Genomic DNA, 21,773 nt, shown 5'->3' on the forward strand with positions numbered 1-21,773 from the left:
ACGCAGGAGGAAAAACAATGATTTCGATTAAAGGTCTGTCAAAAGTGTTCCGAACGAAGGATCAGGACGTACACGCGGTCAGCGACCTCGAGGCGACGATCGACTCCGGTGAAATTTTCGGGGTCATCGGATACAGCGGCGCCGGTAAAAGTACATTTATCCGCCTGCTGAACCGCCTCGAAGACCCGAGTGGCGGAACGATCAACATAGACGACAGGGAGATTTCCTCTCTGTCAAAAGGGGATCTCCGTCTGGCCCGTCAGGACATGGGAATGATCTTCCAGCACTTTAACCTGCTGTGGTCCCGTACAGTGGAAGATAATATCGCTTTCCCCTTAGAAATTGCGGGAGTACCGAAGGAGGAAAGGAAGCACCGTGTGGACGAACTGGTGGAACTCGTCGGTCTCGGCGGCCGCGGGGCCTCTTACCCTTCCCAGTTGAGCGGTGGCCAGAAGCAGCGTGTCGGTATCGCCAGAGCGCTCGCCAATCGCCCGAAAGTGCTGTTGTGCGACGAGGCGACATCCGCTCTCGATCCGGAGACGACCGATTCCATTCTTGATCTGCTCGTCGATATCAATGCGAAACTCGGCCTTACCATCGTGCTCATTACCCACGAAATGCACGTCATCCGTAAAATCTGTCACCGTGTGGCTGTAATGGAAGACGGAAAAATTGTGGAAGAAGGCGACGTACTGGACGTATTTTTAAGACCGAAACAGAAAGTGACGAAACGTTTCGTCGACCAGGTGATGGGAGACCCCGACCGGGAATCTTCCCTTTCCCTTATTAAAGAAGAGTACCCTCTCGGGGAAGTGGCCCAGTTCCACTTCGTCGGGGAACGTACTCACCAGGCCCTGATCAGTGAAGTTTCCCGGAAGTTCCAGGTGGACGTGAACGTGCTCCACGGGAAGATCACCCAGACCCAGAAAGGGGCTTATGGTACGTTGATTGTGCACCTCGAAGGAGAAAAAGAAGAAATTGAACGGGCGCTGACATATGTGAGAGAAACGTCTGTAGAAGTGGAGGTGGCCTTTGATGTTTGAACAACTGTTTCCTAACGTTCAGATTGACGACATGATAACCGCGACGAACGAGACGCTGTTTATGACGTTCTTCTCCGTGCTCGGAACGTTCATATTCGGCCTGCTTCTCGGTCTGCTGCTTTATTTAACGGGACCGGGAGGCATCTGGCAGAATAAAGTAGCCAACTGGATCACTGCAGCTTTCGTCAACGTGTTCCGGGCCATCCCGTTCATTATTCTCATCCTGCTTCTGTTCCCGTTCACCGATTTTCTCGTCGGGACGATACGGGGACCTTCAGCGGCGCTGCCGGCGCTCATAATAGGGGGCGCACCTTTCTACGCCCGGCTTGTTGAAATAGCACTCAAAGAAGTGGACAAAGGTGTGATCGAGGCGGCCAAAGCGATGGGAGCCAAATACCGTACAATCATTTTCAAAGTTCTTCTGCCGGAATCGACACCGGCTCTGATATCCGGACTGACCGTGACGGCCATCGCCCTGATCAGCTATACAGCTGTAGCGGGAGTAATCGGTGCCGGAGGTCTCGGTGATTTCGCTTACTTTTACGGATTCCAGAGAAACAGTTTTGATGTCGTATTCGTATGTACCGTGCTTATCGTCATTATCGTGTTCATTTTCCAGTTCATCGGAGACTTCGCTTCCAGAAAACTGGACAAAAGATAAAACTACGTTTCAAAAAAAGGAGAGAGTATCATGAAAAAATTTCTATTTACATTAACCTTTATCGCCCTCGTGTCCCTGCTTGCAGCATGCGGATCGGGGAACTCGGACTCCGGAGAGTCGGGAAGTTCCGACTCGGGTGACTCAGGGAATTCGAGTGAAGAAACATCTGAAATATCTGTCGGCGCCACAAGTGTTCCGCACGCAGAAGTGCTGAAAGAAGCACAGCCGCTTATGGAAGAAAAGGGCATTACGCTGAATATCGAAGAATATCAGGACTACGTCCTCCCGAACCGCGATCTGGCTGAAGGGGAAATCGACGCAAACTATTTTCAGCATATTCCCTACCTGAATACTCAAATGGAAGAGAACGGTTATGATTTCGCCAACCTCGGAGGTATCCACATCGAGCCGATGGGCATCTATTCCAAAGGAATCGAAAGTATTGAAGATGTGGAGGAGGGAACGACGGTACTTATGAGCCGTTCCGTCGCAGACCATGGGCGTGTCCTTTCCCTTCTTGAAAAAGAAGGCCTTGTGAAAATCGACCCGGACGTGGATCCGGTGAACGCTAAGCTGGAAGACGTCGTCGAGAATCCTAAAAATCTCGAGTTCGACGCAGGGATCGATGCAGCCCTCCTTCCTGAAAACTACGAAAGAGAAGAAAATGCGCTTGTTGCCATCAACACGAACTATGCGATTCAGGCCGATCTTAACCCGAGTGAAGACGCCCTTCTTCTCGAAGGTTCCGAATCTCCTTACGTAAACGTAATCGCAGCGAAAAGCGAAGACAAGGACAGCGAAGCATTGAATACCCTGGTGGAAGTGCTTCGCTCCGATGAAATCCAGTCCTTTATGAAAGAGCAGTATGATGGTGCGGTCGTACCGGTAGACGGCAGCAACAGCGAAAAATAAAGAAGAAGCACTTCTCCTGACTGAGGGGGAGTGCTTCTTCTTTTATTTCAGGTATTGTCCGTTTTCAGTTTATCAACATAGCGTTTTCCTTCGATGAGAGAAAGTCCGAAAGTCTCCCGCGCTTTTTTGACAGCTTTTATTTCCTCTCCCTGCCGGAGTAATTCCAGCAGTTCCTCATCGACCGGGTAGCCGGAAACGTTCGTCTGCGCTCTGATTGCATCAAGTTTATAATGAAGTCCTTCCACCCGATTTTCTAAATTACCGATTTTAATTGAGAAATAGATGATGACCAGTATGATGATTCCGGAGAAGCAGAATACCATGTCGTTCCCTCCCGTTGTAAATTGCGTATAACGCATATACGGGAGAGGAAGGCGGGAAGTTTCAAGATTTCCGTATACCCATGCGAGAATCCGGAACGTGAGAAGGATATTCAAAAAAATGTGTTTAATTTTCCGAGTGCGGGGAATTACCCCCATATAACAACAAAAGAGTATAAAGAAGAGAAAAGGACGAATTTTAGGTATGATTTCCCTGATTTATCCTCACAGAGTATATATATACGAAAACGCTGAATAATCATAACATTTGCGCTTTTGTCTGATTTCTTCTTTGTGCTATTCTTATAGTTGTAAAAATTCTGAAAGGATTGATTAATTATCAGCGATTGTTTGGGTTTAACTTACACGAGTGAAATGGAAAAAGGAATGTTCCAGGCACACGATATTTGCTTTGCGGAATACGGCAGAAAGTTGGAAACCCAGATTCATGTAGAGAAGAAACGGAGCCGGGAGTATGAAGAAAGCAAGAAAATACACTCGGAAATGGAAAGACAACTGCACAGATAATGTATAAGTATAAAGGAACCGTCCGGAGAGAAGCTTCAGTCTTCTGCCCGGGCGGTTTTTTCCTGCGGGCATGCATGGCACTTTCAACCCTTCACTTTCGCAGATACCTCTGCTTCCAAATTGGATTGGTGTAGTAGATAACTTTAGCTATTCCGCAAGTTTTTGTTATAATAGGAGATGGTGCAAACGGGGAATGGAAAGGATGAAAAAAGTTGATATCAGCTTTGAAATGATTTAAGATTATAATGAGAATAAATTGAGAATGGTTTTAAATCAACCGACCATACACCCAATAATTGATTACAATACACAGGAGGTATTATACATGGCAGGCTCAACACTCGAAATCAAAGATCTTCATGTTGAAATTGAAGGTTTGGAAATTCTGAAAGGTCTAAACTTAACTCTTAAAGGTGGAGAATTCCACGCGGTAATGGGACCAAACGGAACCGGTAAATCTACACTGGCTTCAGCAGTGATGGGTCACCCTAAATACGAAGTTACCCAAGGTGAAATTCTGCTCGACGGGGAAAACGTTCTCGAGATGGAAGTGGACGAACGTGCCCAGGCGGGTCTGTTCCTTGCTATGCAGTACCCAAGTGAAATCAGCGGTGTGACGAACTCCGACTTCCTTCGTTCGGCGATCAACTCCCGCCGTGAAGAAGGCGACGAGATTTCCCTGATGAAATTCATCAAACAGATGGACGCGAAGATGGATACACTCGACATCGATAAGAATATGGCGCAGCGTTACCTTAACGAAGGTTTCTCCGGCGGAGAGAAGAAACGTAACGAAATCCTTCAACTTATGAACATCGAGCCGTCCATCGCCATTCTGGATGAAATCGACTCCGGTCTCGATATCGATGCTCTTAAAGTCGTAGCAAAAGGCATCAACGAGATGCGCGACGACTCCTTCGGCTGCCTGATCATCACGCACTATCAGCGTCTTCTTAACTACATCACTCCTGATAAAGTGCACGTAATGATGCAGGGACGCATCGTGAAAACCGGCGGACCTGAACTTGCTCAGCGTCTCGAGGAAGAAGGGTACGACTGGATCAAAGAAGAACTTGGAATCGAAGACGAAACAATCGGCTCTAAATAATCGAAGGTTAGGAGGGATCTCATGGCTGTAGAAGTATCAATGCCATACGACAAGCAATACGTCACAGAATATTCGAACAAGCATAACGAACCGGCATGGATGAAAGAGCTTCGTCTGGCGGCTCTTGAAAAATCGGAAAATCTTCCGATGCCAAAGCCCGATAAAACCAATATAGAGAAGTGGGACTTCACCGATTTCTCTCATGACGTGGAAGGAACGAACATCGATTCGCTCGAAAATCTTCCACCGGAAATCCAGAATTTCCTGGATCAGGAGAAAGAGACAGAAAACCTTCTCATTCAGCGCAACCACACGGCTGCGTACTCTTCTCTCAGCCAGGAACTGCAGGATAAAGGCGTGATTTTCACGGACATTTTCACTGCACTTCGCGACCATTCCGAACTCGTGAAAGAGTATTACATGACAGACGCGGTAGCTGTAGATGAACACCGACTCAGTGCTCTGCATGCAGCTCTTATGAACAGCGGTATCTTCCTCTATGTTCCAAAAAACGTGAACATCGAAGAGCCGCTTCAGGCGATCTTCTGGCAGGAGGATGAGCGTGCATCTCTCATCAACCACATCCTCGTGGTAGCTGAAGAGAACAGTTCCGTCACTTACGTGGAAAACTACATTTCCAATAACACGGAAGCTCAGACGTCAGCGAATATCATTACGGAAGTCTTCGCAAAAGACAATGCGAAAGTTTCTTTCGGTGCTGTCGACAACTTCGCAGCAGGTACGACCGTCTACTCGAACCGCCGCGGTATTGCAGGCAGAGATGCCCGTATCGAATGGGCGATCGGTCAGATGAACGAAGGGAACACCGCAGCCGAGAATATCACACATCTCGTCGGTGATAACTCGGAAGGCGATGCGAAGATGGTCGTCGTCGGACGCGGGGATCAGAAGCAGAACTTCACGACGAATATCCGTCACTTCGGTAAAGAATCGGACGGCTTCATTCTTCAGCACGGAGTTATGAAGGACAAATCCTCTGCTATTTTCAACGGCATCGGCAAAATCGACCACGGTGCAACGAAATCGAACGCAGAACAGGAGTCCCGTGTTCTTATGCTCAGTAAGGATGCCCGCGGGGATGCAAACCCGATTCTTCTTATCGATGAAGACGATGTAACAGCAGGTCACGCAGCTTCTGTCGGACGTGTGGACCCGGTTCAGCTTTACTACATGATGAGCCGTGGTATTCCGAAGAGAGAAGCGGAGCGCCTGATCATTCACGGATTCCTGGCACCGGTCGTTAATCAGCTTCCGGTAGAGGCTGTGAAAAATCAGCTCCGTCAGGTAATCGAAAGGAAAGTGAATTAATGGATGTATTGGCGGTACGTGAGGCATTTCCGATTCTTCATCAGGAGGTAAACGGTCATCCTCTTGTATACCTCGATTCGTCGGCGACGTCCCAGACTCCGAAGTCTGTCATTGATAAAATCGATGACTATTACAAGCGGTACAACTCGAACGTTCACCGCGGAGTGCATACACTGGGGGCTGTCGCTACGGATGAATATGAAGGAGCACGCGAGAAAGTACGCTCTTTCATAAATGCATCCAATACGAAAGAAATTGTTTTTAATCGTGGTACGACAACGGGGATCAATACGGTAGCCCAGAGCTACGGTATGGATAATGTGGCTCCTGGTGATGAGATTGTCATTACGGAAATGGAACACCACAGTAACCTGATACCATGGCAGCAGCTTGCGAAGCGCAAAAATGCAACACTTAAATATATTCCGATGCAGGAGGACGGCACGCTTTCCATGAGCGATGTGAGAGACACGATCAGCGACAGGACTAAAATCGTCGCAGTCTCCCACGTGTCAAACGTCCTCGGTACCATCAACCCGGTCAAAGAAATCGCAGCGGCAGCTCACGAGAAGGGTGCCGTAATAGTCGTGGACGGTGCGCAGAGTGCCCCTCACATCAAAATCGATGTGCAGGATCTCGACTGTGATTTCTACGCCTTCTCGGCCCACAAGATGTGTGGACCGACGGGAATAGGGGTATTGTATGGTAAGAAAGATTTGCTCGATAACATGGAACCGGTAGAATTCGGCGGAGAAATGATCGATTTCGTCAGCCTGTACGATTCCACGTGGAAAGAACTTCCGTGGAAGTTCGAAGGAGGTACGCCGATCATAGCCGGAGCGATTGGACTCGGTGCTGCCATCGATTATCTTGAAAGTGTCGGTATGGAAGAAATCGAGAAGCACGAAGAGGAGCTCATCAGCTATGCGCTTCAAAAGATGGACGACATGGACGGAGTGACTGTCTATGGTCCGAGAGAACGGGCAGGACTTGTCACTTTCAACGTCGACGGCGTCCACCCGCACGATTTGGCTACCGTTCTGGATACGGAAGGGATAGCCGTAAGGGCCGGACACCATTGTGCCCAGCCGCTTATGAAGTGGCTCGGTGTAAATGCAACAGCCAGAGCCAGTTTCTATTTGTATAACACGACGGATGAGATTGACCGCTTTGTGGAAGGACTTCAGAAAACAAAGGAGTATTTTGGCGATGTCATTTAATAACTTAGACACACTTTATCGCCAGGTTATCATGGATCACTACAAAAATCCCCGCAATAAAGGGTCTATCGAAGGCGAGCACATGGCCATCGATATGAACAATCCTACATGCGGAGACAGAATCCAGCTTCAGCTTCAGCTTGAAGATGGAGTGGTGAACGAAGCCAAATTCGACGGAGAAGGCTGTTCCATCAGCCTTTCCTCCGCCTCCATGATGACAGAGGCAGTAAAAGGAAAAACAGTCGAAGAAGCTCTTGAAATGTCGAAGCTTTTCTCCGCTATGATGCAGGGAGAAGACGTCGACCCGGAACAGTTCGCACTGGAAGATATCGAGGCGCTTCAGGGAGTTTCCCAGTTTCCGGCCCGTATCAAATGTGCCACCCTCTCCTGGAAAGCGATGGAGCAGGGGGTAGAGGAGTCCGAAGAAGCTTAGACGGATGAATCAATATATAAGGAGGTAATATCATGGCTAAGAAAGCTCCAGAAATGGAAGACTATAAATATGGCTTTCACGATAAAGACGTATCTGTTTACAGAACCGAAAGAGGTCTGACAGAACAGGTCGTAAGAGATATTTCCGCACGTAAGGAAGAGCCGGAGTGGATGCTTAACTATCGCCTGAAGTCTCTTGAACAGTTCTACAAGAAACCGATGCCTCAGTGGGGCGGCGACTTGTCAGAGCTTGACTTCGACGATATCACGTATTACGTAAAACCTTCCGAAAACACGGAGCGTTCCTGGGATGAAGTACCGCAGGAAATCAAAGACACCTTTGATCGTCTCGGTATTCCGGAAGCTGAACAGAAATATCTTGCCGGTGTATCTGCGCAGTATGAATCCGAAGTTGTGTATCACAACATGCAGGAGGATCTTGAGAACCTCGGCGTTATTTTCAAAGATACGGACACAGCGCTTAAAGAGAACGAAGATCTATTCCGGCAGTATTTCGCAAAAGCGATTCCGAACTCCGACAACAAGTTCGCAGCGCTGAACTCAGCCGTATGGTCCGGAGGTTCCTTTATCTACGTACCGAAGAATACGAAAGTGGATACGCCGCTTCAGGCCTATTTCCGTATCAACTCGGAAAACATGGGTCAGTTCGAACGTACGCTGATCATCGCAGATGAAGGCGCATCCGTGCACTACGTTGAAGGCTGTACAGCACCGACATACTCTTCAAGTTCCCTGCACAGTGCAGTCGTGGAAATCTTCGTTAAGAAAGATGCCTACTGCCGTTATACGACAATCCAGAACTGGGCGAACAACGTCTATAACCTGGTTACAAAACGTGCTGTAGCGGAAGAGAACGCTTCGATGGAATGGGTGGATGGCAACCTCGGTTCCAAACTTACAATGAAATATCCATCTGTTCTTCTTACAGGTGAAGGAGCACGCGGTAACACGCTTTCCATCGCTCTTGCCGGCGCAGGTCAGCACCAGGATGCCGGTGCGAAGATGCACCACCTGGCACCGAACACATCCTCAAGTATCGTTTCCAAATCCATCTCCAAAAACGGTGGTAAGGTAACGTACCGCGGAATCGTCCAATTCGGTAAAAAAGCGGAAGGCGCCCGCTCGAACATTGAGTGCGACACGCTTATCATGGATAATGAATCCACGTCCGATACGATTCCTTATAACGAAATCATGAACGAAAACATCTCTCTCGAGCACGAAGCGAAAGTTTCCAAAGTCTCCGAAGAGCAGTTGTTCTACCTCATGAGCCGTGGTCTTTCCGAAGAGGAAGCGACAGAAATGATCGTAATGGGCTTCATCGAGCCGTTTACGAAAGAACTTCCAATGGAATATGCGGTAGAAATGAACCGTCTCATCAAATTCGAGATGGAAGGTTCTATCGGTTAATAGCTGTAAGACCCCTGTCACGATTCAATTCGTGCAGGGGTTTTTTGTTTCATGATTTTAGTTAAATGTAAATTAGTGTAAGATGAAAGGAAGAGTAACTTACCTGAAGAAGGAGGGAGAAGATGAAGAAGTTGCTCACTGACACGTTCAAGGATTTTGCCGAAAAAGAATGCATTGGTTCCAGTCCGCTTTACCGGGAGCTGAGCCTTAAAATTGCAGAAGACGAAGACATACTGGACCTGTGTACCGAGGTAGAGAAAAGTCAGCCGATACCGAATCTGCTGTTCGGGGCTGTACACTATCTGCTGCTTAAAGGCACGGAACACGAACTGAAAGACTACTACCCCAGTCTCGTGGATTTCCCGAAAAGAGACTGTTATCTGTACCGGATATTCAAAGACTTCTGTTTGGAAAATAAGGAAGAAATAAAAGTAATTTTGAAAAATAACATCGTACAGACAAATGAAGTGAGACGCTGTGCCTACCTGTTTCCTGTCTTCTCTTACATATATGCCCAAACACAGAAACCGCTGTCGCTCATAGAGATAGGAACGAGTGCAGGGCTGCAATTACTGTGGGACCAGTATGCTTACAGCTATGGCACTGAGGAAACGTATGGAAAAAAAGATTCTGCTGTACATTTGGAGTCGAAAGTACGGGAGGGGAGAATATCGGAACACTTGCTGAACGATGTTCCTCCAGTTGCAGAACGGATAGGGGTGGATTTGAATATCGTGGATGTGACCGTAACAGAAGAGAAATTATGGCTGGAGGCACTTATCTGGCCCGAACACGCCGACAGACGACGCAACTTTTTACGTGCCGCCGGGAAACTGCAGCAGCATCCGCTCTCTCTTCTGGAAGGAGACGGGGTCTCTCTTCTCCCTGAAATTGCGGCTACCATGCCTGAGGACTCCACTCTCTGCATTTTTCACACTCATGTAGCCAACCAGCTCCCTGAAGAGAAAAAGAGTAGACTGGAAGAGTACGTAAAAGATATCAGTGAACGGAGACAGGTTTTCCACATTTATAACAATATGAATGATCGCCGTTTACACGTCGATCACGTTCTCAAAGGAAAAGCGACGACACATACGCTGGGCGATACGGACGTACACGGTCGATGGTTTGACTGGAAAATCGATTTGAAGGAAACACCGCCGACTGAATAATGAAGTCCATTTCAAATTTTGCATCTGCTTTGAACCGACGCTTATTTCTTGTAAAGATAAGCGTCGATTTTTATATTTTATGTAACATATATATTGAATTATGTAATGTATATGTTACTATATTGAGTGAAGGGGGTCTTACATAAGTGAAAAATAACGTAAAAATAGCCCGCGTGCAAATGGATATGACCCAGGCCCAATTAGCCGAACAGACAGGCGTTACCCGTCAAACGATCAGTTTAATAGAAAAAGGAAAATACAACCCTACGTTGAAACTGTGCCTTGCCATTTGCGACGCCGTGCACAAGTCTCTGGATGAATTGTTCTGGATAGATAAGGAGGAGCGGACCGATGATACAAAAAATAAATGACGAGCGGTTGAAACGGAAAAACCTGGAGAACACGCGAATTTTATTTATCGTTCAGACCGCTGGAATAATAGGCATATTAGGATATGAGCTGGTTACGAAAGGTATGGATGAAATGACCGGTAATCCACTTTGGTTTCTGCTTATTCTTACAGGTATTGTCTCTGCATATTTATCTATGAGTATAAGCGTGGATCATGAGTCAGATGAAAAATCCCCTAAGAAGGGATTACTTATTTCGCTAGCGGCAAGTAGTGTGATTGCCATAGGATTCGGCGCAGCAGTTACTCTTACTGCGGATTTGAATACGGGGATCCTCGTAGGAGCCATCGTGTTCATATGTTTCATAGTACCTTACTTTTATCTTTATTATTTACGGAGGAAACAGGAAGATTGAATCATTGGAACGCTTACAAAAGTATTTTGACAAATCACCGGGTTTTGTCTAACATAAATTGGAAAGAACATTATTTTCAATGAGGTGATCATTTTGGAATTAGTCAGTTTCGGAATCATTGTATTCGCAGGCTTAGTTATTTTCTTCACTTCCGGATGGTTTACCGGTACAGATGAATTCGGCGGGGTCAATACGAAAGATAGTGAACGCTTGAAAATTATTAAACAGAAAGCTATTGTAAGCAGTTGGATTTTGCTCGTAATGGTTTTTTTCTTAAGTTCCGTATTCGAATTCCTGCAATTGAACAACCGGGGGTGGAGCTTATTCGGGAGCGTTAAACCTGAATTGCTTTATTTGCTGGTCGCTGTTGTCAGCTATTTTGTCTATTACTGGATGTATAAACGTCGGATAACTAATAGTGAGAGATAACATTGCAGTGAATGACGGCAAGGTAACGCAGACAGGAGTTGATTTGCTATGGATGTTTTAGTTTTTATTGTCATTTGTTTAGTCATTCTTGCTCTTCCCGTTGCGGTGATATATTGGGGACTAAAACAAATGGCCGGTGCGCTGAAACCAAAAATAGATGAGTTTTCGGAACAAAAAGACCGAATGGAGTCTCTGGAAAAACGGATCGATGTACTCGAAAGGAAATTGGACGAAAAATAAATAAGACATTTCCAGGATTTGCGACATAGAAAAAATTCTTGAAAGAAAATCTGTCAGCAGTCTCAGGAGGAATTTTATGAAATTGAAAATTCTGACCGGTATTTTGATGGGTTTCACAATCGGGTTCCTGCTAGTAAGCTTTTGGAAAAACGACATAGACTGGAGTTTGTGGGGAGGGCTTATGATCGGAGGAATAGTCGCCCACTTTATCATGATAAATGTGAATGAACGTAAGAAGAACAAGCGATTATATTGATAAAAAACTTCTATCCCTATTCATTGTATTTCTCATCAGAGGAGTGAATCTCTTCTCCCGCAGTCGTACGTATGGTCAGCGGTTCCTCAATTTCATCGACTCCGATGTAGATGAAGGGAGACTTATCGGATGCGCCTTGCCCCTTTACCATATGTAAAACAACTTCCGTACCGTCCTTTTGATTGATCCCCTCAACTTCTATTTTCTGACCTGCATAGGTTTCCCCAAGTCTTATGAAAATTTCTCTATTCCCTTCTGAAATCGTGGAGACGCGGTAGTGGTTTTCCGTATTATTCTGAATGGTCATCTCTCCCTGTTCAATAATCCAGTAGTCTTTTCCGTTTAAAACAGGAATGAGTACGATGGTGAAGAAGATGACCGGCAGTACAATCAGACCAACTTTGTCGCCACGCGTGAATCTCATCAGTCTCGCCGATGTAGTCAGGGAAGGTATTGCTATCGCACCGAGTATACTGACCACCAGAATCCCCATAGCCAAAAATACATACCCCATTCCTTCAAATCCTCTTACAAAGAAATAACTGTAGAGAATAATAGTAATAGCTGTGAGGAATGTCATCAGTGGGGCCAGGTAGTACCGGTTATTACATTTCGCAATGATAAAGAAGAAACTGAAAATCAGCAGACCTAAAAATAACCCGACAGCCAGTATTGAATACACATGCTCACCTCCCGGAAGTCTTTAACGGAATGCAGCCTTTTTCTTGTTCCTTTCATTTTAACATGGAATATAAATCACCCTGATAGTGTACGCTATCAGAGTGTAGAATTTACTGCCTTATTAACTTTTGTTCCTCTCTGCATAAATGCTCATAGCTTGGGACATGAATGCAGCCAAACCTTCTCCGAACTGGTCTATATTTTCAGTGAAGCGCTCATCGTTTACGTACATATGGCCGAGCCCTTCGAAAGCCTGTGGAGAATAATTCCCCACCTCATTTAAATAGTGATACCATATACCAATTTTGTCCTGAGCTGTATCGGATTCAGGTGATACACCACGGATACGGGCCAATTCACGAAAGATTTCGTTGAATTTCTCCTGATCATACCCGTTCATATTCTTGACTTTTTCTTCGGATTCATCGACTGCTTCATCTCCCCATCTTTCTCTCGCTTCTTCCTCGTAGGGGTTATGACTGAAATCAAAACCTGTGAATTTATCACGGTTTGGCATTTTTCTCTCTCCTTTCGACTCCTGTATCGTTTTTTCAATGGTTCTGATTACTTCATTAAGCTGACTTCTTTTTCTGTAAAGCATGTCGCGTTGCCTGATCAGAGCCTGCTGACGATCGAACGATGGATTGTGCATAATCTCTTTGATTTTTTCCAATGGGAAGCCGAGCTCTTTAAAAAACAGAATCTGCTGGAGAGTATCGAGATTTTTGTCGGAATAAATCCGGTATCCGGCTTCCGTAACTTCGTCCGGGACCAGTAATCCTATTTCATCGTAATGATGCAACGTACGTACACTAACACCTGCTAACTCTGCTATTTCTTTTACTTTCATCGTCAGCACCCTCCTTTCACTATTAACTGTAAAGTATCCCGTAGCGGAAGGGTCAACAACAATTACCTGTAAAAAGTCTATCATCTCTGTTAAAATAGTTACAAAATTTAGAATTTTATCGATATATATGAAATTAAGGCAACGAAACGGGAATTCATAGGGATTTTAGCGAATGGACGGGCAGGTGAGTTTTTTGGCGTGGAAGTCATATCTGATGCATGAATGCATCAAACCATTGTTTTTAATAGTGGGCGTATTGCTGATAAGTGTTTCTCCTCTATTCATGTCGGTGGAGGGGTTCGTCTGGCCCGGACTTGAAAAAATCGCCGGTATTTTCGGGCAATTGATGAGCCCTGAATCGCTCGTCTACATTCACCCTGAATCCGGTGAGGAAAGAAGTCTGTTTCCTGTTATATTCAAAGCTTTTGCAAGTTCTGTAACCGTACTCGGAACAGCTCTCGTCGTTTCTTTATCTCTTGCTCTTCTCGGAACGCTTATGTTGTGGCGCGCTCCGAAGAGAATTTATCAGCTGAGCTTATCTTTTACTTCCATCCTGCAAAGCATTCCGGACGTCGTATTCGTCGTTGCTTCGCAGATGTTTCTCGTATGGCTGTATGTGGAGACAGGGACTACTTTCATAAAACTTGCGGGCGCGGGGGAAGGAGAAGCCGTGCTGGCACCGGCTCTGGTCCTGTCGATCCTTCCGACCATTTACTTTTTCCAGTCGATGCTCAGTCTTGTAGAGGAAGAGAAAGAGAAGCCATACTATGAAATGGCTGTAAGTAAAGGGTTACCGAAAACGTTCATACTGCTCACCCATATTATGAGGAATATGCTGGTGCGTCTGTCTTATCAGGCGAAGTTCCTGATCAGTATTATGGTCAGCAATCTGCTCATCGTTGAATATCTTTTCGAGAATTTCGGGATGGCGTCTTTCCTGCTCACTTATTCGCAGCCTCCCGTGTTTTTCGTTACAGCTCTATTGTTCTTTGGACCTGTTTATCTGGTTTTGAAAATCGTTGAATTGACCCTGTATTTCTTCACCAGACAGGAGGTCTCCCTATGATGAAAAGGTTGGGCAGACAGCCGTTATTCCTATGGGGATTCGGATTTATAGTAATGATGCTGGCAGGAAGCCTGATCCACGCTATTTTTTTCGATTCGTATGTACGCCACACGCCGTTTCTCACAAATGGACAGGGGGAAATGGTAGGACCGCCTTTTGCTCCCTTCGAACACTCGATTCTGGGCACGGATATGAACGGCAATCATATCGTTTATTACATCCTGAAAGGAGCTAAGTATACGATTCTGGGCGTGTTTTCTATAGGGACGCTCAGTTTCGCGCTTGCTTTCCTGGTCGGCATCCCTCTTGGATTCAAACAGAAAGGGAAGTCTAAAATTCTTGAAAACACGCTTTCCGCTTTATATTTCATCCCGGCTTCCGTCATTGCCTACAACTTTCTCAGACCGTTATTGCTGGAACCCATGTCCGGGTTCCCGACGACGCTCGGCTTCCGGTTAGGCACAGAGGTGCTGGTCATCGGTATTTTGTTGACACCTCCTGCAGCCATTTACATAGCGAATGAGACAAGCGTCCTTTTGAAGAAGGAGTACATCACGACGAGCAGGTCACTCGGAGCAGGATCGTTTCATCTATTTCGTTCCCACCTGCTTCCCCATCTGAAAGAAAGACTGGTCACACTTTTCATGAGACAGAACATCCAGGCTGTTCTCGTTATGAGCCACCTCGGTGTATTTGAACTCTTTTTCGGCGGGACGAAAGCAGAATTCGGGCTGGGGGCCGGGCGTCCGGTACCCGTCACTTATGAGTGGGCTTCCATGGTAGGTATGTACTTTCGTACGCTGCAAACGAACGTATACTGGCTGGTAGGTCTGCCGCTCATTTTTTTAGTCTTATTCGTTCTTGCTTTAACGGGTATGAGTCGTGCGCTCAGGAACGTTCTCACTGAAGAAGCGAGGGTTTACACGAGTGAAGTAGAAAGTGATCTGCAGCCGGATGAAGGACGGGATGATTTCGCGATGGTGAAAAAAACTTCGGAATAGCAATGGGGACACTTCTACGTAATTTAAAACAGAATTCTTCCGACTTTTCTTCCATTTGAAACTTTTCCGTGCTCAAACCGTAGAATATAGAAAGAAAGCGGGGAGAACTCATGAAAAAAATCATAGTGGCGCTGAGCTTACTGATGCTTATTTTTCCTCTGCATGCGTTTGCGGTCGAATACGACATTGAGAAAACTGCCATTACGGCAGAACTGCAGAAAGATGGAACCGTTCACGTCGAAGAGCGGCATACGTATCAATTCGAGGGAGAGTTCAATGGGATTTCGAGAACGCTCATACATAAAGACAATGCAGCTATCGAGGATGTGAAGGCTTCTGAACAGGGAAAAGAGCTTGAAGTGGAACAGGAAGATGAACTGTACAAGATCCATCGTCCCGGTGAAGATGAAACGGTATCGATCAACCTTACTTACGTTATCGAGGGCGGGGTGGACGTGTATTCCGACGTCGCCCAGTTCTACTGGCCTTTTTTCGACGGTAGCAACGAATCGGATTATGAAAATATGACGATTACGGTTGTACCACCGGAACCCTCCGAAGCAAAAGCGGCTTATGGTTATGATGCCGCTTATCATACCGCGGACAGCGGTTCCGACGGCACAGTGGTTTTCGATATGGGAAGCGTTCCGGAGGGGAAGAACGGGGACATACGCGTCGCTTATGACGCCGCCCTTTTTCCGCAGGCGGAGCCGACCAGTGACGAAGCCATGCTGAAGGAAATCCTTAATGAGGAAGCGGAATTGAATGAGAAGATGATTGCAAGGCAGGAACGTCACGAATTGTGGAGCGGGCTTGGTCCTTATATAACGGGGGCTTTTTTCCTTCTGGCGTTCGTACTGTTCCTCACCGGTTTCCGGAGAAGGAAGGAAACGTTGCGGGAAGCAGAACGGGCGAGAAGCGGTACCGGAAGATTTCCGGAGACTTCGATGAGCCTGCCCGCCATGCTTATGTTCAGCAACTATGGTCAGGTGACGATTCCTATGATGACCCCTGCCCTGCTTGAGCTCGTGAGGAAAGGGAACGTCGAGGAAGGACCGGAGGAGGAATTCCGGGTAGTGAACCGGGAAACCGATTACTCCCATGAAACGCTTCTTTTGAACTGGCTATTCGATGAAGTAGGAGAGAACGGGACGTTCAGAGTGGAAGATCTTGAGGAATATCTGGAGGATGAGGGTCACATTGAATCCTATCAGGAAAATTTCCGTCTGTGGAGCGAAGCAGTGAAGCAGGAAGTGAAGCAGTACCATCTGTATGAGGAGAACATGAAAGCCCGCTGGACGGCGGGAGTGGCGGGTCTTGCCATATTGCCTTTTGCGTTTCTGTTTCCTGTCTATGAAGTATTCATCTGGATGGCGGTCGCAATTGCTTTATTCTTTTACTTTCTCCTTTTCGCTATACTCTATCGCCCCCTTACGTTTGAAGGGCAGCGGATCAAGCAGGAACTCGAACCGCTTAAAACGGGTGAAGAATGGCAGCAGTGGGAAGAGAAAGATCAGATATCCGCCTATCTGTACCAGGTGGGCGCAGGGAAAAGAAAATCGGACATCGATCTGCCAACCAGCGCTGTAACTGCGAACGACCTCGCAATGTTTATGATACTTGCAGGGACGCTTGATCAGAGTTTCCGACAGGCCGATCAGACTGCCTCCGTTTCGGCTGCGACGACAGGCGCCGGAGCCGGCGGTGGTGGTGCCGGAGTAGGCGGGGGCGGTGGTGGTTCAGGTGCTTTCTGATACGCCGATCCTCAACACGTACACTTATAAACCGGTAAGTTTTCCATTTATGCACGAGTCTCTCCGGGGCCCGTGCTTTTTTCCATTCAGTGAAAACCTGTGTTATCATCGTTCTAATAAGGGTATAGTTGAATATAAAAGATAAAGAGGGTACATATTTATGATTTTTGTAATTATTTCACTGATTATCGGGTTCCTCACCGCTTTCATCGGAAGTATAGCAGGTCTTGGCGGCGGAGTGATCCTAATACCGTCCCTGCTGTTCCTGTCCGATTTCTTCGAAGCTTTTTCCTGGGTCACCCCGCAGAAGATCGTTGCGATATCTCTCATTGTCATGATTTTCACCGGGATGTCTTCCGCCCTTTCCTATATTCGGCATAAGAGGGTCGATTTTAAACTCGGGAGTCTGTTTCTTATCGGAAGTATCCCGGGCGGCATATTCGGGGCGTACATTAACGGCTTTCTCAATGCGGATGTATTTTCCCTTATTTTTGGAGGGGTTATGATTTTCGTATCCCTTCTTTTCTTCCTGCCGAGGCGCCAGGGCTCCACGCCTCTCTTCAAAAAGGGGATGAAGGGGGTCCGGATGGTAGCGGGGGAGGAGTATCACTATACAGTGCCGATTACTCTCGGTCTTGTCCTGGCTTTCACGGTCGGGACGTTATCCGGACTGCTCGGTATCGGAGGCGGGTCGCTCATGGTGCCGGCGATGATTCTGCTGTTCCAGCTGCCACCGCATATCGCTACAGCCACCTCGATGTTCATGATATTTTTTGCCGTAATCCCGAGTTCCGTGACGCACATCGGTCTCGGTCACGTGGACTGGTACCGGACGCTGTTCTTCATTCCGGGAGCGTATCTCGGCGGCACGGTCGGGGCGTACGTGAATCGTAAAATGAATGCGAAAAGTATAGAATGGGTGCTGCGCATTCTTCTGATTGTCGTAGGTGTCCGTCTGATTTCTCAGGGATTATGATAAGGAGAAGAGATTATGATAGAGAAAATATTTATTTACTATACGAGCGATCTGCACAGTTATTTCGAAAAATGGCCGAAACTCGCCGGTTATATCGAAGAGAAGCGACGGGAGCATAGAAACAGAGGAGAAGCTTCTTTCGTATTCGACAACGGGGACCACGTGGACCGCTTCCACCCCGTGGCAGAAGGACTGAAAGGCAAGGGGAACGTGGAATTACTGAATGCAAGCGAGTATGATGTAGTGAACTTCGGCAACAACGAAGGCATCACCCTTGCGGAACAGGAACTTTACCATCTGTACGACGAAGCGGACTTTCCGGTAGCCTGCGCGAATGCTTTCCCTATGTCAAAAGAAGACCCGGACTGGCTGAAGCCTTACGTCATCAGGGAGACTGCGAGCGGGGTGAAACTCGGCATCATCGGGCTCACCGCTCCCTTCCGCGTGTTCTATCAGCTGCTCGGGTGGAAAGTGGAGGCACCGGAGAGAATGATGGACAGGTATATGGAGGAAGTGAAGGCACAGAGTGATATCGTCGTTCTCCTTTCACACCTCGGGTACCACACGGACCGGCAGATGGCTGCCGATTATCCTGGACTGGACGTAATCATCGGAGGCCATACTCACCACCTTCTGCCGGAAGGGGAGAAGCACAATGGCGTGCTGCTTACGGCTGCTGGAAAGCACGGAACACATCTCGGTGAAATTTTTATAGACTGGGATCATTCGAAGCGGAAACTGGTGAATAAGGAAGCGTACACGGTCGCCTCCGATACGCTTGAAGAAAGTGCGGAAGTGAGAGAAAGGCTCGAGAATTTAAAGGAAAAAGCGCATCGGCGTCTTTATTCGACCGTGGCGGAACTGAAAACTCCTCTGACCGCGGACTGGTTCCATGAGACACCACTGATGAGAGAATTGACGAAGGAACTGCGCAGCTGGACAGAGGCGGATATAGCTATGCTGAATGCCGGTGTCATTCTTGAAGGACTGGATAAGGGGGCGGTGACGTACGCGGATCTGCACCGGATCTGTCCCCACCCGATGAACCCCTGTAAGGTCCATTTGAGCGGTAAGGAGATCGTTGAAGTCGTCCGCTCCGCCTACACGAAACAGGTGACGGAGTTTCCGCTGAAAGGGCTCGGGTTCCGCGGAGAAGTGATCGGTAAAATGATTTTTGAAGGTATTGAAATCGAAACGGCCACTTCTCCGGGCGGAGGCGAACACGTGCGAAAAGTATGGTTCGACGGTCAGCCGATCGAACGGGACCGCTGGTACAGCCTGGCTACAGCGGATACGTTCAGTTTCGGAAAGTTTTTTCCGGAAATCAGTCACAGTGCGACGAAAACGTATTACCTGCCGGAAATGCTCCGCGACCTGCTGCTTAAAGTCGTGCAGTCCGGAGAGTATTCTTAACGGTAACGGTATTCATGGCATGTATGTCTGTTTTTTCATAATAGACCGTACGAAAAGAATTGCTGGAGACGGCAATTCTTTTTTGGAGCTTAAGTCCCCTTGCAATAGGTAAGGGAAGCTGATAAAATTTAATCCGAATTGAATACGCGTGACCTTATCGCCACGATGAGGTAGAGGTGCAGGAAATATCAGTATCAGGAACGAGCGTGACAGCGAAGAGCTCCTGGGAAAGGATTCCCTGCCGAAGTATGGATGGACCGTCACACCTTCCATGCTGGTACATGTTTGAACAAAAGATGTACTGTCATGCATGTTACATGCATGGTGCGCTACTGATCGCATGGAGGATAATCATATTGCTGAAGCAATGATGGATTATTTTCTGTCATTGTTTTTTTATATGCAAAAAAACTTCGATTACTCCTATGTTCATGTAGTCGATCCATGCCAAAAAACTTTTGGAGGTACGACTTTATGGAAGGAACAATCTATTCTCTTATACCGGCCGTTCTTATGCTTATTCTCGTCATAGCGACCCGGCAGGTTCTGCTGTCTCTCGGTCTCGGAATTCTTATCGGAGCGTTTATGCTTACCGGATTCGACGTAACGGGGACTCTCAGTCTTCTGTGGCAGGAATTCTATACGATTTTCTATACGGAAGGGGCATTGAATATCGGGAACCTGTACCTGCTCTCTTTTCTGCTGCTGCTCGGCGTCATGACCGCGTTCATGACTGCCTCGGGCGGAAGCAGGGCTTTCGGGAAGTGGGCGATTTCCCGCGTGAAGACGAAGCGGAGTGCTTCTTTAGTGCCGGCAGTGCTCGGTATCATCATTTTCATTGATGATTATTTCAACGCTCTTGCCGTCGGTCAGGTAGCACGTCCGGTTACCGACAGACAGAAAGTGTCGAGAGCAAAACTCGCTTATTATATCGATTCCACTTCGGCTCCGGTGACGGTGATTTCTCCGATTTCGAGCTGGGGTGCCTATATCATCGGTACAATCGGTACGATTCTCGCTGCGAATGAAATAACGGATATCGGGGCGTTCGAAGCATTTATCCAGATGATTCCTTATAACTTCTACGTCTTTGCCGCGCTGCTTCTCGTCTTTCTCACTATCATGCTGAAGCTGGACCTCGGTTCCATGAAAAAGCACGAACGAAGAGCGGAGGAGACGGGGGAACTGACCGATCCGAAGCATACGGATATCCCCGGGGATCTTAATGAAGAATTTCACCCCCACGATAATGGTCATATCAGACACCTTCTCGTGCCGATTGCCGTACTCGTTGTTATGACAGTAGGTCTGATGATATTCACCGGTGTCCGCGCCAGTGAAGGTTCGGCGGATATTTTGAGTACGTTCGCCAACACGAACGTCAATTTCTCCCTGTTTTACGGAGGACTGACAGCGGCTGTCGTTTCGATTCTGATGTACACCGGTCTCCCTTCCGGCAAGTCTCCGCTCCGGAAAGTGCTTCTGGAAGGGGTCAAAGCGATGCTTCCGGCCATCTACATTCTTGTACTGGCATGGATGATCGGTTCAGTGATCGATCAGCTCAGTACGGGTGAGTATCTCGCCGGACTCGTGCAGGCGTCGAACCTGAACGTCGCCTATCTTCCCCTGCTTATCTTCTTTACGGCAGGGTTCATGGCTCTCGCAACAGGAACGTCCTGGGGCACGTTCGGAATCATGCTCCCGATTGCAGGGGAAATCGCTGCAGTCACGGATCCGTCCTTCATCGTACCGGCATTGTCCGCGGTCCTGGCAGGTTCCGTATTCGGGGACCACTGTTCCCCGATTTCCGATACGACGATTCTTTCGTCAACAGGAGCCGGGTCCCACCACATCGATCACGTGCTGACCCAGCTTCCTTATGCCATTATTGCAGCGGTCGCCGCTTCGACGGGATATTTCCTTTTTGCGCTGCTCGGAAGTGTGCTTGTACCGCTGCTTGTTACTCTTTTAGTAGTTGTTGCAGCCGGTTTCCTGTTCAGACCCAGAACGAATAGCTGAATGCCCCTAAAGACCGACGTGTGTCGGTCTTTTTGTTTATGTCGGATTGTCTAAAGTTTCTTTTGACATAGTTGAAATTTCCCATTATACTTTATACAAGATTACAGAATAATCTCATTTGTCCGAATTTTTAAATGTTTCAGTTCAGGGGGACAGGTGAAGTCTAA

The 21,773-nt window shown here is 47.3% G+C and carries 23 protein-coding genes and 1 riboswitch; of the genes, 20 read left to right on the forward strand and 3 right to left on the reverse strand.

Annotated features, from left to right (window positions below; genetic code table 11):
• The first annotated feature begins 17 nt into the window (after positions 1 to 17).
• From CKW00_RS04350 to CKW00_RS04360, 3 genes are read left to right on the forward strand one after another with little or no spacing between them, the layout of a single operon-like run.
• A complete protein-coding gene (locus tag CKW00_RS04350; RefSeq protein WP_095821555.1) occupies positions 18 to 1,043 on the forward strand; it encodes a methionine ABC transporter ATP-binding protein in 1,026 nt (341 codons plus the stop codon).
• Positions 1,036 to 1,704 carry a methionine ABC transporter permease gene (locus CKW00_RS04355; RefSeq protein WP_095821556.1) on the forward strand — a complete coding sequence of 223 codons (669 nt, stop codon included), beginning with the start codon at positions 1,036 to 1,038 and terminating at the stop codon, positions 1,702 to 1,704. Before CKW00_RS04350 ends, CKW00_RS04355 begins: the two co-directional genes overlap by 8 nt.
• 30 nt (positions 1,705 to 1,734) lie before the next feature.
• Positions 1,735 to 2,616: a MetQ/NlpA family ABC transporter substrate-binding protein gene (locus tag CKW00_RS04360; RefSeq protein WP_095821557.1), complete on the forward strand. Its 882-nt coding sequence runs from the start codon at positions 1,735 to 1,737 to the stop codon at positions 2,614 to 2,616.
• A gap of 47 nt (positions 2,617 to 2,663) precedes the next feature.
• Here CKW00_RS04360 and CKW00_RS04365 read toward each other — a convergent pair whose 3' ends face one another.
• Positions 2,664 to 2,939, reverse strand: a complete 276-nt coding sequence (locus tag CKW00_RS04365) for a hypothetical protein (RefSeq protein WP_095821558.1) — start codon at positions 2,937 to 2,939, stop codon at positions 2,664 to 2,666.
• An 850-nt stretch (positions 2,940 to 3,789) separates the two neighbouring features.
• Here CKW00_RS04365 and sufC point away from each other — a divergent pair.
• The 11 genes from sufC to CKW00_RS04420 all read left to right on the forward strand — a co-directional run bounded on the left by sufC (position 3,790) and on the right by CKW00_RS04420 (position 11,846).
• A complete protein-coding gene (gene sufC, locus CKW00_RS04370; protein ID WP_008587212.1) occupies positions 3,790 to 4,572 on the forward strand; it encodes a Fe-S cluster assembly ATPase SufC in 783 nt (260 codons plus the stop codon).
• 21 nt (positions 4,573 to 4,593) lie between these two features.
• Positions 4,594 to 5,901, forward strand: coding sequence for a Fe-S cluster assembly protein SufD (gene sufD, locus CKW00_RS04375; RefSeq protein WP_095821559.1), 1,308 nt, complete (start codon positions 4,594 to 4,596; stop codon positions 5,899 to 5,901).
• Positions 5,901 to 7,121 carry a cysteine desulfurase gene (locus CKW00_RS04380; RefSeq protein ID WP_095821560.1) on the forward strand — a complete coding sequence of 407 codons (1,221 nt, stop codon included), beginning with the start codon at positions 5,901 to 5,903 and terminating at the stop codon, positions 7,119 to 7,121. Before sufD ends, CKW00_RS04380 begins: the two co-directional genes overlap by 1 nt.
• Positions 7,111 to 7,554, forward strand: coding sequence for a Fe-S cluster assembly sulfur transfer protein SufU (sufU, locus tag CKW00_RS04385; protein WP_008587219.1), 444 nt, complete (start codon positions 7,111 to 7,113; stop codon positions 7,552 to 7,554). The genes CKW00_RS04380 and sufU overlap by 11 nt, the downstream gene beginning before the upstream one ends.
• Before the next feature lie 32 nt (positions 7,555 to 7,586).
• Positions 7,587 to 8,984, forward strand: coding sequence for a Fe-S cluster assembly protein SufB (gene sufB, locus CKW00_RS04390; RefSeq protein WP_095821561.1), 1,398 nt, complete (start codon positions 7,587 to 7,589; stop codon positions 8,982 to 8,984).
• Positions 8,985 to 9,106: 122 nt separating this feature from the next.
• Positions 9,107 to 10,156, forward strand: coding sequence for a DUF2332 domain-containing protein (locus CKW00_RS04395; protein WP_095821562.1), 1,050 nt, complete (start codon positions 9,107 to 9,109; stop codon positions 10,154 to 10,156).
• 146 nt (positions 10,157 to 10,302) lie between these two features.
• Positions 10,303 to 10,527 (forward strand): helix-turn-helix transcriptional regulator, encoded by a 225-nt coding sequence (locus tag CKW00_RS04400; RefSeq protein WP_076570963.1) that lies wholly within the window; start codon positions 10,303 to 10,305, stop codon positions 10,525 to 10,527.
• Positions 10,508 to 10,921, forward strand: coding sequence for a hypothetical protein (locus CKW00_RS04405; protein WP_095821563.1), 414 nt, complete (start codon positions 10,508 to 10,510; stop codon positions 10,919 to 10,921). The genes CKW00_RS04400 and CKW00_RS04405 overlap by 20 nt, the downstream gene beginning before the upstream one ends.
• A gap of 84 nt (positions 10,922 to 11,005) precedes the next feature.
• Positions 11,006 to 11,350 (forward strand): hypothetical protein, encoded by a 345-nt coding sequence (locus CKW00_RS04410; protein WP_233129712.1) that lies wholly within the window; start codon positions 11,006 to 11,008, stop codon positions 11,348 to 11,350.
• 48 nt (positions 11,351 to 11,398) lie between these two features.
• Positions 11,399 to 11,590 carry a hypothetical protein gene (locus CKW00_RS04415; protein WP_095821565.1) on the forward strand — a complete coding sequence of 64 codons (192 nt, stop codon included), beginning with the start codon at positions 11,399 to 11,401 and terminating at the stop codon, positions 11,588 to 11,590.
• Positions 11,591 to 11,666: 76 nt separating this feature from the next.
• Entirely contained in the window at positions 11,667 to 11,846 is a 180-nt protein-coding gene (locus tag CKW00_RS04420; RefSeq protein ID WP_095821566.1) for a hypothetical protein, read from the forward strand.
• A gap of 16 nt (positions 11,847 to 11,862) precedes the next feature.
• Here CKW00_RS04420 and CKW00_RS04425 read toward each other — a convergent pair whose 3' ends face one another.
• Together CKW00_RS04425 and CKW00_RS04430 are read right to left on the reverse strand one after the other, a co-directional pair.
• A complete protein-coding gene (locus tag CKW00_RS04425; RefSeq protein WP_095821567.1) occupies positions 11,863 to 12,528 on the reverse strand; it encodes a YesK family protein in 666 nt (221 codons plus the stop codon).
• A gap of 120 nt (positions 12,529 to 12,648) precedes the next feature.
• Positions 12,649 to 13,383: a MerR family transcriptional regulator gene (locus CKW00_RS04430; protein ID WP_095821628.1), complete on the reverse strand. Its 735-nt coding sequence runs from the start codon at positions 13,381 to 13,383 to the stop codon at positions 12,649 to 12,651.
• A 187-nt stretch (positions 13,384 to 13,570) separates the two neighbouring features.
• Here CKW00_RS04430 and CKW00_RS04435 point away from each other — a divergent pair, with 187 nt between their 5' ends.
• The 6 genes from CKW00_RS04435 (at position 13,571) to CKW00_RS04460 (ending at position 21,606) form a co-directional block, all read left to right on the forward strand.
• Positions 13,571 to 14,443 (forward strand): ABC transporter permease subunit, encoded by an 873-nt coding sequence (locus CKW00_RS04435; protein ID WP_158221273.1) that lies wholly within the window; start codon positions 13,571 to 13,573, stop codon positions 14,441 to 14,443.
• A complete protein-coding gene (locus CKW00_RS04440) occupies positions 14,440 to 15,444 on the forward strand; it encodes an ABC transporter permease subunit (protein ID WP_095821569.1) in 1,005 nt (334 codons plus the stop codon). The genes CKW00_RS04435 and CKW00_RS04440 overlap by 4 nt, the downstream gene beginning before the upstream one ends.
• Before the next feature lie 110 nt (positions 15,445 to 15,554).
• Complete coding sequence (locus tag CKW00_RS04445; protein ID WP_095821570.1) at positions 15,555 to 17,198, forward strand: DUF2207 domain-containing protein; 1,644 nt, start codon at positions 15,555 to 15,557, stop codon at positions 17,196 to 17,198.
• 160 nt (positions 17,199 to 17,358) lie between these two features.
• Positions 17,359 to 18,174, forward strand: a complete 816-nt coding sequence (locus tag CKW00_RS04450) for a sulfite exporter TauE/SafE family protein (protein WP_095821571.1) — start codon at positions 17,359 to 17,361, stop codon at positions 18,172 to 18,174.
• Positions 18,175 to 18,189: 15 nt separating this feature from the next.
• Entirely contained in the window at positions 18,190 to 19,587 is a 1,398-nt protein-coding gene (locus tag CKW00_RS04455; RefSeq protein WP_095821572.1) for a bifunctional metallophosphatase/5'-nucleotidase, read from the forward strand.
• Positions 19,588 to 19,750: 163 nt separating this feature from the next.
• Positions 19,751 to 19,927, forward strand: a riboswitch (Lysine riboswitch).
• Between the two features lie 134 nt (positions 19,928 to 20,061).
• Positions 20,062 to 21,606 carry a Na+/H+ antiporter NhaC family protein gene (locus tag CKW00_RS04460; protein WP_095821573.1) on the forward strand — a complete coding sequence of 515 codons (1,545 nt, stop codon included), beginning with the start codon at positions 20,062 to 20,064 and terminating at the stop codon, positions 21,604 to 21,606.
• The last annotated feature ends 167 nt before the right edge of the window (positions 21,607 to 21,773 follow it).

The sequence above is a fragment of the Salimicrobium humidisoli genome (assembly GCF_002295105.1).
Taxonomy (GTDB): domain Bacteria; phylum Bacillota; class Bacilli; order Bacillales; family Halobacillaceae; genus Salimicrobium; species Salimicrobium humidisoli.